Origin of the sequence: Vreelandella arctica, assembly GCF_037070215.1 — a bacterium.
GTDB classification, from domain to species: Bacteria; Pseudomonadota; Gammaproteobacteria; order Pseudomonadales; family Halomonadaceae; genus Vreelandella; species Vreelandella arctica.
On record NZ_JBANSN010000001.1, the window covers coordinates 317,984 to 328,936 of the forward strand.

Sequence of the window (10,953 nt, forward strand, 5' to 3'; positions counted from 1 at the left end):
TCCTGGGCAGGCGTGAAGGCATTCGCCAAGGGTATACAGGCTCAGTATCATAAGCAGCCTAAACCAAACCACAGAAGTCATCATTCATGTCGTGCCCACCTTGCCCCCATTGCCAATCCGAATTCGTCTATCAGGATCAAAGCCTGTTCATCTGCCCCGAGTGCGCCCACGAATGGAACCCTGCTGAGGTTCAGGCGGAAGACACCGTCACGGTAAAAGATGCCCACGGCACGCTGTTAGCGGAAGGCGACAAGGTAACGATGATCAAAGACCTCAAGGTCAAAGGCAGCTCACTGGTACTCAAGGTGGGCACCAAAGCCGTGATCAAGCGATTAATGGACAGCAAAGATCACCAGCTGGACTGCAAGGTCGACGGCGTCGGCGACATGATGGTGACCGCCCACTTTGTGAAAAAAGCCTGAATAAGGCTGTCATAACTCCCTGAATTCTTCTCTCCACCTCACGACGCAGTAAGCTGAGGCTCACCCACCATCACCACTTCACTCAGCGTTTAAGCGAAGCGTGTGTTCGGGTATCTGGTGCTGGGGCGACAAAATCAGCTCTAAGGCCTTTGACAGCGGGGTTGGAAAGTATTCAAAAGCGCTATTTCCTTTCGATTGATTTAGCTAAAGTAAGACTAAAGCTTATCTGCCGGAAGGCCTTCAATGACTGATTTGATAATCCTGAGAGATTTCCTGGCCCTTTGTGAAACCAAGAGTTTTAGCCGCACGGCTGAGCACCGGCATGTTTCAGTGTCAGGATTGAGTCGTCGTATTCAAGGTCTTGAAGAGTGGGCAGGCAGCGCGCTGTTTGAGCGGCGTAAAGGGGAGCTAGTGCTGACGGAAGCAGGGCAAAGCCTGCAAATGGTAGCTTCACAAGCGCTTAGTGCTTTTGATCGATTTCGCCACTCCGTTGCTGATGATATTAACGATCAGAAAAGGCGGATACGATTTTGCTCACCACACATTATGGCTGCGATATTTTTTCCCCTCTGGATGCCCCGCTTACAAGAGCAGTTCACACAGGCAAAATTTAGCATTGATGCCAATACATTGCCGGAGTGCCTGGCCGCTCTCGATCAGGGAGAGGCCGACTATGTAGCGGCGCTATTCGATGGTGAACACCTTATTGCAAGGCGCTTGGGAGTAGAGAGTGATAGTTACACTTCAATTGAGTTGGATACCGAGTCTCTCATCCCTGTTAGCGCGCCAAATGCCGCAGGTCAGCCACTGTTTAATTTACATGCTGCAGGTGGCTCCCCGCTCTCATTTTTGAATTATTCCCAAGAGTGCCATTTGGGCTGGTCGCTGAGTGCGATGCTTGTGAATCAAGGGTTGAATTTACAGCAACACCATGATGCTGGTCTTGCGGATAGTTTGCGTCATATGACGTTATCAAAACTGGGTGTTGCGTGGCTTCCCTATTCGCTAGTGCGAGAAGACCTCGGGGCTAAGCGGCTTGTTCGAGCAGGAGGTAACGCTTTCGATGTGCCATTAAAAATTATCCTGCTGAGACGAACAGCGCCCCTAGCAGCAGAAGCTCAGCGGCTATGGGATGGGTTGCTGGAAATGAAGAATGTGAGAACCTTCTCTGACGTGGTTTGAACGGTATACCGATCTTGCGTTGCAACGTTGGCAACTTTTTCGTCTCTTTTATCCGGTATCGCAACCTAACCAGAAAAGTCGTGGTGCTTGCTGATTTGGCAACAGGCGTTGCGATATCGTCATGGTTTAACGCTAAGAAATGGGTAATGCTAAGTAAAGGCTCAATGCGCTGAGAACCCCTATGACGATGCTGCTACCGATGGCTTCTACTCAAAACTACCGCTGGGTCATTTTGTTAATAGCCACCCTTTCTCAAGCAGCGGCATGCTTTTTCGTTCAAGGTATCGGGGCCATCAGCGTTTATATACAGGCAGATATGGCACTCTCTGCATTTCAGATTGGGGTACTGGTTTCGGCGGCTCAGTTGGTGCCTTTGGTCGGGCTGTTGGTTGCCGGGGAGCTGCTGGATAGGTTCAGTGAACGTTTGGTGGTGGGAGTAGGCACCCTTGTTGTGGGCATTTCGCTTAGCGCTGCCGTGCTGGCTGAGAGTTACTGGGCCATGTTGTTGTTTTTGGTCATCGTAGGGGCAGGCTACAGTACCGGCCAACCCGGCGGTAGCAAATCGGTAGCCGCTTGGTTTGATAAATCTCAGCGAGGCTTTGCCATGGGGATTCGTCAGGCGGGCTTACCGCTGGGTGGGGCGCTGGCGGCGATTATACTGCCAACCGTCGCGATCACCTGGGGTTGGCGCGCCTCTTTTCTAGTGGGCGGGCTGATTGCGATCTTCGGGGCGTTGGTCTTTATGCTTTTTTACCGTGCCCCTGGTAGCGTGTTGCCGGTTGCAAGAGCCTCTGAAGGTGGCGTAAAAAAAGTCGTCTTATCGCGATTGGCGATGATTCGTGAACCGGCCATGAAACAGATCATGGCGTCCGGTATTAGTTTGATCTCGGTTCAGTACGGCATTTTGATTTTTACCGTGCTCTATCTGCATAGCCGTTTGCAGATGGAGGTACTTCAGGCGTCGACGTTGCTATTCGTAGCCCAAGGGGCCGGGGTTGCAGGGCGTATTTTGCTGGCGGCCTGGAGTGATCGCTGTCGCTCGCGCTATTTCCCGGTCATGGTGTGCATGGTGGCGGTAATCGTAGGGCTGCTGGTATTGGTTTGGCTGCCGCTACACTCAACGCTCATGCTGGGTTGCTTGATGGCCTGGCTGGGCTTTTTTGGTTTTGGTTGGTACGGCCCTTGGGTAGCGTATGTGGCTGAGTCTGCACCTGCTGATAAAACCGGCTTTGTACTAGGCCTGGCCATGGCGATTAACCAACTGGCGATTGTATCGATACCACCACTCCTTGGGTGGCTGTTAGATATCAGTGGCAGTTTTATGCTTGGCTGGAGTTTGCTGATCGCCATGACGTTATTGGGGCTATTAATGACTATCCAGCGGCAAGGAGAAAATAATGAAAGCGATCGTGTTTGACGTATTTGGCACTATTGTTGATTGGCGCTCCAGTTTGATTCATCAGTTCAATGAGCTGCAGAAAGAGCTGGGGATTGAACTACCCAGTGAAGTGATAACGGATCAATGGCGTCAGCACTATGCGCCTTCGATGAACCGAGTACGGCAAGGTGACGTGCCTTGGATGGGGTTGGATGACCTGCACCGAGAAAGCCTCGTCAAACTACTCAATCACCATGGCATTATGCTAGACGAGGCGACCATTGATCGCGTCAATCACTTTTGGCACCAATTAGAGCCCTGGCCGGATGTTCAGAACGGCCTACAGCGCTTAAAAGAGCACTATATTATCGGCACGCTGACCAACGGCAATTTGTCGCTAATGGTGGACGTTGCCCGTCACGCCAAACTGCCCTGGGATATGGTGTTTTGCGCCGAGTTATTCCAACACTATAAACCTGACCCAGAGGTCTATTTAGGGGCTTGCGGCCTGCTGCGCCTGCCGCCTGAAGAGGTAATGTTATGCGCGGCCCACAATTACGACCTGGGGGCTGCCCGAGCATTGGGAATGAAAACGGCGTTTATCCCCCGGCGTACAGAGTATGGGCCCCACCAGAGCAAAGATTTAGAAGCAGAAGAAGCGTGGGATTTTGTGGCTGAAGACCTCGTCGCGCTGAGCGAGCATCTACTAATAGAGTGAGCCAACAATACATGCTGTTAGGGCTGGTTAGCCGTTGTTAAAAGAGTGGCAGCTATAGGTATTAAGTATTTGAGCAGTGAGTTTATTGCCAAGCACACGCGCAAGCAGATAGCGGAGCCAATCAAAAGTATTTAAAAGGACACACGCGATGTATTTGCAGAAAATGGCATAAACCGCAACACTCTCGGTAACCTAAGGTATCCTCTAAAAGTATTTTCTACGTACCTAAAAAAGGTAGTCACCATGTCAGCTACGATGAGCAAAGACGACGCGCACAAGCTAATTGAGCAACTTCCTGTGAATGCCACTTGGGAAGACCTTATGCATGAGATCTACGTTCGGGAGACCATCGAAAAGGGCATGGCAGATAGCCAAGCGGGTAACATTACGAGTGTGGCGGATATTCGCAAGAAATACGGCTTGCCTGAATGAATGTGTTTTGGACAGCAACGTTATAGCGTAGTGCCACTATCCTATTTACGACGCAGTAAACTGAGGTTCATTCACCACCACCGCGTCACGCAAGGTTTCAGCGAAGCTTGCCAGGGCGGGTGTCCAGGTTTCTGGTTCGGGGGCGACAAAATAGGTATCGACATTGGCGATGGACGTGGGCAGTGCCAGCGTGTGAATTCCGAACCGGTGCTGGTGGGCTTCAACCGTGCTACGGGGCAGCACCGTGTAACCCATTCCGGCAGCAACGCAGCCAAGCATCGCGTCCAGGGAGCCGAACTCGAAGATCCTGCCCGCATTGACGCCGTAGGAGGCCAGCAGCAGCTCGATACGCTGGCGGTAGCTGCACCCCTGGCGAAATGCCAGGAACGCAGACGTCAGCAGCGCTTGTGAAGAGGGCATCTTCGTCATCGGCGTTGAGCCGACTAAGACAAGCTGCTCGCGAAACGCTTTGAGCGAGTGGTAGCGGCCATGTTCAAGCCGACCGGCCACGAAGACACAGTCCACCTGCCCGTTAAGCAACAACTCAACCAGCTCAGCCGTGGGCCCGGTCTTGATCTGGATATCAACGTCAGGCTGCGCTGCGTGGTACGCCGCCAGTATCGGCGGAAGGCGCAACGCCGTCGTGGTCTCCATGGCGCCGATGCGTAGCCGCCCACACGCCTTCTCCTGGCCTTTAAACAGCGACACCGCTTCGTCGTGGGCCGACAGCATGCGCTCGGCGAACTCCACCAGCGCCAACCCGGCACTCGTAGGGCGAACCCGCCCCGCTCGATGAATCAGCTGTACGCCTAGCTCCTCCTCGAGTTTTTTAATGTGGGTGGTCACATTGGATTGCACCGTGTGCAGCCGTTTGGCCGCCGCCCCAAAACTGCCGGTGTCGGCCACGGCCACGAGCAGTCGCAGCGATTTAAGTTGCACGCGCCGTCTCCCTGTCAGGTTATCTATAAACAAGATAGTAGCGATCAAAACTTATCGTTTCTAGAAATAATTCCTCGCGCGTAGTCTGGCGATGTACCAACGTGCTGCCGACCCCACCAAGGGGTGGCACAAAAAGGAATTGGCGTGATGAAGCGAACACTCACTACCCACGATCTGCCCGCCCTGATGACAGGCATAATGGCGACCCTGGCGGCGATTGGCATCGCACGCTTCGCCTATACGCCGCTATTGCCTGCGATTATTCAAGAGGGTTGGTTCACCGCGAGCCAAGGCGCCTACCTGGGGGCCGCTAATCTGCTGGGGTATTTTATCGGCGCACTCGCCGCCCACTCGCTGAGTGAGCGCTTTTCTCCTCGCATGGTGATGGCCGCAAGCTTCGCGGGTATCGCGCTTAGCTTTGTGCTCTGCGCCGGGGCGGGCGGTTTCCTCTGGTTCTTCTTCTGGCGGTTGGTCTCGGGGATTGCCGGGGCCACTTTAATGGTCGTTGGCCCCTCGCTGGCGCTAGCGGCCACGCCACCTGAAAGGCGAACGCGTGTCGGTGCCATGGTGTTTACCGGCATTGGCTTTGGCGCACTGCTTTCGGCCTTCATCATACCGTTGCTTCTTGGGTTAAGCCTGACAGTCACCTGGGGCACGCTTGGGCTGCTGTGTATTGCCGCTGGCCTTTTGTGCGACTGGGGCGTGGCACATTTAACCTCACCAAGCACGGCTAGCCCAAGGGGGAATAGCCCCAAAGGGGGTGCGGGTGTAAAGATAATCGTGATGTTGGTGGTGGGTGCTTACGCCCTGGATGCGATTGGCTTTGTGCCTCACACCGTGTTCTGGGTGGACTATCTCGCCAGGGAAAACGCCCTGGGTAATCAAGCGGCTTCATTGCAGTGGGGTATCTTCGGGTTGGGCGCCCTGTGTGGACCGTTTATGGTTGGTGCACTGGCGCAGCGATTGGGCTGGCAGGGTGGCTTAATGATCGCCTTTGCGGCGAAGGCCGCCGCTGTCTTGCTGCCGGTGTTCTCGCTCGCGCTGCTCAGCCAATCGGTTTCCTCCTTCATGGTGGGGGCGATGATCCCTGGCATTGTCGCACTCACCTCTGGCCGCCTTGCTGAGTTGGTAGGGCCAACCGCCCACAAGAAACTCTGGGGGCAAGCCACCGCCGCTTTTGCAGCCGCTCAGGCAGTGGCGGGCTATGCCATGTCGGCGCTTTATGGCACCTGGGGTAGCTACACGCCACTGTTTGCCATCAGCGGCCTTATCCTCGTCGCGGGCTTATTGCTGGTGCTGCTTAGCCGTGGTGTACAGCAGCGCCACACGCATCTTTCTGCCCAACAACTTACAAAGCACGCTACACAGCACTCTAAACACCAAGGGAAGCAATAATGGAACTCTACTTAAACGCAACCTCGCCCTATGCGCGCCTGGTGCGCATCGTATTAATGGAAAAAGGCTTGGCGGACGCCGTGACACTGAAGTGGTGCGACCCCTGGGCAGACGATGCCAATCTGTTAAATGCCAACCCCGCCGGGCGCATTCCCGCGCTGGTAACGGAGGAGGGCGCCACGCTTAGCGAATCCATGCTCATTGCCGTTTACCTGGATAGCGTTAGCCCCAACCCACCCATGCTGCCAGCGGCGGGCCTGGATGATGTGCTTCACCGGGCGGGGCTGGGCCAAAACCTGATGGATGCCGCATTAATGACCGTGGTGGCCAGAAAGCATTATGGCAACGAGATTGACGATAGCATCCTTGGCCAGCGTCGTTCGCGAGCCATTCAGCGACTACTGAAACAACTAGGCAGTGAGCTAGGCGAAGAACAGCAGGCCTCACCGATTCACCTGGGCAACATTGCCATTGCCGTCGCCCTGGACTACCTGGCGTTCAGGCTGCCAGAGGTGAACTGGAAAGAAGGGTATCCACAACTTCAGGTTTGGCACGCTGGCATGGTGGCAACAAAGAGCTTCCAGCAGACGGCATTCTGTTAGTAGAGGCTGGCCACATCAAAGCAACCATCCCAAGCCCGCAATCCAAAGACCAAAACCGAAGCTGGAATGTGCCAAAAGGCTGCGAAGCCTAGCGACGTTTGGCTGAGGTGTCTTGCGGGCGGTGATGCCTGCGCCCAAGCAAGGTTGCAGGACAAGAAAAGGCGCAAGCACCGTCATCACACCGAAACCTAGCGCAGGCATGAGCGTAGGGCGGGCGAGCCAGCCTGGCCCAACAAGTACCAGGAACGTCATCGCGAAAGCGATCCCAATCAGATAATGAGCAAACCACCCTAGAGGCGCTTCTGCTTGGATCTGTGCGCTATTGCCGATAGGCCGATGGATGAACCTGCCGCTCGGCAAGTGCCCCAGCCAGCGCCCGACCATCGCGTAATTCAGTGAGGGGATTCCCAACAGGCGTTTTTGCAACAGCGCTACGATATCCATGAAAGCGGTCGCCCCAACGCCGAGCAATAGAGCATCGATCAGCAGTCCGTTCATTTCGGTGCAACCAAGGTGATGGTGATAATCAATGTGGCCTGAACGACTGCCAATAGCGTAAATGCAGGGCCGACCCTGTGGGTGAAACGAGCCTGATTATTGAAAAGAGGCATCTTCCTCAATCTCCTTGAAAGCTAGGGTGAGGAAAAGTAGCTTATTACTTCAAGTCAACTTGAAGTCAAGTGCCATGCTCGATATTGCCGAACTCTCCCGTAAAAGCGGCATTCCCGCCTCGAAACTGCGCTATTACGAGGAAGTGGGGCTGATCAGATCCGTTGGGCGCAATGGGTTGCGCCGGGTTTTCGAAACGGACGTATTAACGCGCTTGTCGCTGATTGCGCTGGGGCAGGTCGCGGGGTTTTCGCTGGCCGAGATACGCGAAATGCTGGGTTCTGAACGACAGCCGGAAATCGACCGTGAAATGGTGAGTGACAAGGCGGATCTCCTGGATCGCCGCATAAAAGAACTGACAGCACTACGTGATGGTTTGCGTCATGTTGTGACTTGCACGGCGCCAAGTCATCTGGAATGCCCCACCTTTCAACGTCTGATGCGAATTGCACAAACACGCCAGGCGATGCGAGGGCGTGAGCAGAAAAAGGCCCGCACGAGGCGGAAGGGTGGAGGGGGTAGTCGCAAGGCATCATCGTTAGGTAAAGACTGAAGAAAGCGGGATTAGGGTTGGTCTGAAAAATAGTCTCGCGAGCGTTTTGAACTCTTGCTGGCGGCGGTCACGCCAGCTTGTTTAGGCATTAATGCTGGATATCGGCCCGTAACTTCTCCCCTCTTCGACGGGCAGCTCTTCGATGTCCGCGATCATCGGATCAACCATTTCGGTGCGAGCAATCAGCTTACGAGCTACATTTCGCTTGCTTTCCAAAGCAAGCTGCTCGCCTTCCTGAAGCCCTTCCAAACGCCCTTTCTTAATGCCCAAGCACTTATTACTTCAGCCAAAGGCATTGGTAGGGCGGTAGTAATGTCATCATCATGACCCACGTCATGCCCGTATCCTAAAGTTTGATGAGGCTAGCATGGGATTCAACGAACTTTGCTGCTAAGCTAATTTTACTAGAGCTAAAAAGCCGCAGGGAACAACCTAATGCCACAGGCACCTCGCATTACGCTTCACCCCGTTAGCCAGCGCGTGCAAGTGCATGTGGATGGCAAACTGCTTGCCGACTCCACACAAGCCCTCGAGCTACGCGAAACCGGCTACCCGCCACGCCACTACTTCCCACGTGAAGACGTGCGGATGGATTTGCTGACCCCTTCAGAAACGACCACCCACTGCCCCTTTAAAGGGCATACGGTGTATTTCTCGCTGGGTGACAATAAAGATATTGCCTGGATCTACGAGCAGCCGATTGAAGGGATGGATGCGATAGCGGGTAGGGTGGCGTTTGGTGGGGCAGGGAACGAATGAGGTTTCTAGACCCTGAGCGGAAATTCCGCAGGCGCGCGAATTTTGGCTATACAGCCTAATGGAAATTAATAGCCCAATAAATCATAAACTTGGGAGAGTCTGGCAGGCTGCATTTGTTGGGAAAAAGTGTTGGCACGTTCATTCAATCATAGAACGCGCCGTCTAATACGCTGTTATGTGCTTAAAAGGAGATAAACAGTGGCCTTCTCTGAATCCGAAAAAAACGCTTTGTTAGAAGTGAAAGGCGTTGGGCCGACGGTCGTTAAGCGCTTTGAGGAAATTGGTATCGATTCCTTCAGTAAGTTATCGGTTCACAATGCAAAAGATATTGCCGAAATGGTGGCTTTTATGCTGAGAAACACCTGCTGGAAAAATAGCCCTCAAGCTTTGTCGGCAGTTGAGGACGCTATTTCTAGAGCAAGGAAAGGGGGTTAATGTTGCGTAGCACCGCACATAACCAAGCCAATCACGGCGACAGCTTTTTCGTTCCGGCTGCGCCTTCACTACAAAGCTTCGCGTGTTGGCGGCGTTATGTTTAAAAGTATACAATTGAGTAGTCGATGAGAATCACAGAGATATTATATAACTCAATCAGAAGATTGAATGTTAATCATAATAATAAATATGGAAAAATAGAACCTAATAAAATCAATATTTTCATAGGTGAGAATGGTTCAGGGAAATCAACAATAATTGATATTATACGCAGCCTTTCTGATTTATCTATTATCCCAAGCCTACCTAAAGAAAACCCCTTATCAAGCTCTTCTCCATTCTATAAAGTGACATTTGATGACGGCGAGTTCAAGTTTGTAAGCTCATCAGGTTCGATGAATGAAAACAACTGTCTAACTAAATACTTGGGCTGTAGAATTATGGATTCAGATTCCACTATTTTTTACGGCGACATTAGTAAGTTTAACACTGACGAGAACAACAAAATCCTAAGAGGCATAAAGTTTAAGCTTCATAATCAAATACATTACAAAACATATAGCAGTAATTTTATCACTGAGCCAAACGAAAATTATATTGATGAGCTAAACAAGATAGGAGAGAAACTAAATGGCACCTATAACAGAACCCAAAATGATGATGGAACTACCAAAGAACACGTCCCAGTAAATTCAAGTAATCTGATAATTACTAATGACAACTTAATTGAGACTTGGTTAGAAGAGGATAAAGCGATGCCTAACGCCTTGCCTCTTTCTTGGTTCCCATCTGGATGGCGATCATATGCTGAAATCACATCATATTTAATGAGTTGCAATAATGGGGATATTTGTTTACTTGAGGAGCCAGAGATAAATTTACATCCTCGACTGCAAAGGCTATTACTCACAAGAATTGAAGAAATATCAATAGAGAAAGACCTTCAAGTTTTCTTTAGTACTCATTCGTCAGCTATGATAAATGCAAACTTTAGCGATAATATTAGCATATATCATACTCAGGGAAGATCAGTTGAAACCTTTGGCGATGAGAAAAAGCTTCTTGAAGACTTAGGTTACAAAGCATCCGATATATTTCAAGCAAACTGTGTAATTTGGGTTGAGGGACCTTCTGACAGAATCTACATTAAACATTGGTTATCAGGTCAAAATAACAATTTAATCGAAGGCGTTGACTATAGCTTCCTGTTTTATGGTGGTAGAGCATTAAGCCACTTCGACTTAGATGATAATAGTAGTGACATGATTTCAATATTAAAAATCAACACTAATTCTATTATCGTAATGGATAGCGACAGAGAAAAACGCAATGATAAATTAAATGAAACAAAACAGAGAATAATAGACGGATGCAACAGAGAAAACACTAAAGTCTGGATTACTGATGGTAAGTGCCTATTCAAAATTAATCGCGTGATCAGTTCCGTAACCACCGAGTAAGCGGTGTACCTCTTCATGTAGACGTTCAAACGAGAGATAGGCACTCAAGGGCAGCCAGGTGTACTTCAT

The 10,953-nt window shown here is 51.4% G+C and carries 14 protein-coding genes and 1 pseudogene; 11 read left to right on the top strand and 4 right to left on the bottom strand.

What is annotated here, in order from left to right; translation table 11 throughout:
- Positions 1–86 precede the first annotated feature (86 nt).
- From V8L70_RS01465 to V8L70_RS01485, 5 genes are all read left to right on the top strand, one after another.
- On the top strand, positions 87–422 hold the full coding sequence (locus tag V8L70_RS01465; RefSeq protein WP_044628437.1) for a zinc ribbon domain-containing protein YjdM: 336 nt from the start codon (positions 87–89) through the stop codon (positions 420–422).
- 243 nt (positions 423–665) lie between these two features.
- Positions 666–1,604, top strand: a complete 939-nt coding sequence (locus V8L70_RS01470; RefSeq protein ID WP_101146300.1) for a LysR family transcriptional regulator — start codon at positions 666–668, stop codon at positions 1,602–1,604.
- Positions 1,605–1,785: 181 nt separating this feature from the next.
- Positions 1,786–3,021 (top strand): MFS transporter, encoded by a 1,236-nt coding sequence (locus tag V8L70_RS01475; protein WP_101146299.1) that lies wholly within the window; start codon positions 1,786–1,788, stop codon positions 3,019–3,021.
- Positions 3,002–3,700 (top strand): haloacid dehalogenase type II, encoded by a 699-nt coding sequence (locus V8L70_RS01480; protein ID WP_101146298.1) that lies wholly within the window; start codon positions 3,002–3,004, stop codon positions 3,698–3,700. The genes V8L70_RS01475 and V8L70_RS01480 overlap by 20 nt, the downstream gene beginning before the upstream one ends.
- Positions 3,701–3,943: 243 nt before the next feature.
- A complete protein-coding gene (locus V8L70_RS01485; protein WP_008959973.1) occupies positions 3,944–4,132 on the top strand; it encodes a hypothetical protein in 189 nt (62 codons plus the stop codon).
- A 45-nt stretch (positions 4,133–4,177) separates the two neighbouring features.
- Here the strand turns inward: V8L70_RS01485 and V8L70_RS01490 are convergent, their stop codons facing one another.
- Positions 4,178–5,071: a LysR family transcriptional regulator gene (locus V8L70_RS01490; RefSeq protein ID WP_101146297.1), complete on the bottom strand. Its 894-nt coding sequence runs from the start codon at positions 5,069–5,071 to the stop codon at positions 4,178–4,180.
- A gap of 147 nt (positions 5,072–5,218) precedes the next feature.
- Here V8L70_RS01490 and V8L70_RS01495 point away from each other — a divergent pair, with 147 nt between their 5' ends.
- A complete protein-coding gene (locus tag V8L70_RS01495) occupies positions 5,219–6,466 on the top strand; it encodes a YbfB/YjiJ family MFS transporter (RefSeq protein WP_101146296.1) in 1,248 nt (415 codons plus the stop codon).
- Positions 6,466–7,068, top strand: a complete 603-nt coding sequence (locus V8L70_RS01500; protein ID WP_101146295.1) for a glutathione S-transferase N-terminal domain-containing protein — start codon at positions 6,466–6,468, stop codon at positions 7,066–7,068. Before V8L70_RS01495 ends, V8L70_RS01500 begins: the two co-directional genes overlap by 1 nt.
- A 15-nt stretch (positions 7,069–7,083) precedes the next feature.
- Here the strand turns inward: V8L70_RS01500 and V8L70_RS01505 are convergent, their stop codons facing one another.
- Complete coding sequence (locus V8L70_RS01505) at positions 7,084–7,566, bottom strand: DUF2938 domain-containing protein (RefSeq protein WP_101146294.1); 483 nt, start codon at positions 7,564–7,566, stop codon at positions 7,084–7,086.
- Between the two features lie 187 nt (positions 7,567–7,753).
- Here V8L70_RS01505 and V8L70_RS01510 point away from each other — a divergent pair, with 187 nt between their 5' ends.
- Positions 7,754–8,230 carry a helix-turn-helix domain-containing protein gene (locus tag V8L70_RS01510; RefSeq protein WP_101146293.1) on the top strand — a complete coding sequence of 159 codons (477 nt, stop codon included), beginning with the start codon at positions 7,754–7,756 and terminating at the stop codon, positions 8,228–8,230.
- An 81-nt stretch (positions 8,231–8,311) separates the two neighbouring features.
- Here the strand turns inward: V8L70_RS01510 and V8L70_RS01515 are convergent, their stop codons facing one another.
- Positions 8,312–8,500, bottom strand: coding sequence for a hypothetical protein (locus V8L70_RS01515; protein WP_157826478.1), 189 nt, complete (start codon positions 8,498–8,500; stop codon positions 8,312–8,314).
- Positions 8,501–8,665: 165 nt separating this feature from the next.
- On the opposite strand from V8L70_RS01515, the gene V8L70_RS01520 reads away from it, so the two are divergent.
- From V8L70_RS01520 to V8L70_RS01530, 3 genes are all read left to right on the top strand, one after another.
- Positions 8,666–8,989 carry a DUF427 domain-containing protein gene (locus V8L70_RS01520; RefSeq protein ID WP_101146292.1) on the top strand — a complete coding sequence of 108 codons (324 nt, stop codon included), beginning with the start codon at positions 8,666–8,668 and terminating at the stop codon, positions 8,987–8,989.
- 198 nt (positions 8,990–9,187) lie between these two features.
- Positions 9,188–9,424 carry a hypothetical protein gene (locus V8L70_RS01525; protein ID WP_101146291.1) on the top strand — a complete coding sequence of 79 codons (237 nt, stop codon included), beginning with the start codon at positions 9,188–9,190 and terminating at the stop codon, positions 9,422–9,424.
- A 125-nt stretch (positions 9,425–9,549) separates the two neighbouring features.
- A complete protein-coding gene (locus tag V8L70_RS01530; RefSeq protein ID WP_336268589.1) occupies positions 9,550–10,884 on the top strand; it encodes an ATP-dependent nuclease in 1,335 nt (444 codons plus the stop codon).
- Here the strand turns inward: V8L70_RS01530 and V8L70_RS01535 are convergent.
- Positions 10,840–10,953: pseudogene (locus V8L70_RS01535) on the bottom strand (IS630-like element ISHsp2 family transposase); the annotation flags it as partial. The gene V8L70_RS01530 and the pseudogene V8L70_RS01535 sit on opposite strands and share 45 nt — an antisense overlap.

Excerpts from the sequence above, each read along its gene's own strand:
- V8L70_RS01465 (WP_044628437.1), top strand. The coding sequence starts at position 87 with ATGTCGTGCCCACCTTGCCCCCATTGCCAATCCGAATTCGTCTATCAG.
- V8L70_RS01470 (WP_101146300.1), top strand. The coding sequence starts at position 666 with ATGACTGATTTGATAATCCTGAGAGATTTCCTGGCCCTTTGTGAAACC.
- V8L70_RS01475 (WP_101146299.1), top strand. The coding sequence starts at position 1,786 with ATGACGATGCTGCTACCGATGGCTTCTACTCAAAACTACCGCTGGGTC.
- V8L70_RS01480 (WP_101146298.1), top strand. The coding sequence starts at position 3,002 with ATGAAAGCGATCGTGTTTGACGTATTTGGCACTATTGTTGATTGGCGC.
- V8L70_RS01485 (WP_008959973.1), top strand. The coding sequence starts at position 3,944 with ATGTCAGCTACGATGAGCAAAGACGACGCGCACAAGCTAATTGAGCAA.
- V8L70_RS01495 (WP_101146296.1), top strand. The coding sequence starts at position 5,219 with ATGAAGCGAACACTCACTACCCACGATCTGCCCGCCCTGATGACAGGC.
- V8L70_RS01500 (WP_101146295.1), top strand. The coding sequence starts at position 6,466 with ATGGAACTCTACTTAAACGCAACCTCGCCCTATGCGCGCCTGGTGCGC.
- V8L70_RS01505 (WP_101146294.1), bottom strand. The coding sequence starts at position 7,566 with ATGAACGGACTGCTGATCGATGCTCTATTGCTCGGCGTTGGGGCGACC.
- V8L70_RS01510 (WP_101146293.1), top strand. The coding sequence starts at position 7,754 with ATGCTCGATATTGCCGAACTCTCCCGTAAAAGCGGCATTCCCGCCTCG.
- V8L70_RS01520 (WP_101146292.1), top strand. The coding sequence starts at position 8,666 with ATGCCACAGGCACCTCGCATTACGCTTCACCCCGTTAGCCAGCGCGTG.
- V8L70_RS01530 (WP_336268589.1), top strand. The coding sequence starts at position 9,550 with ATGAGAATCACAGAGATATTATATAACTCAATCAGAAGATTGAATGTT.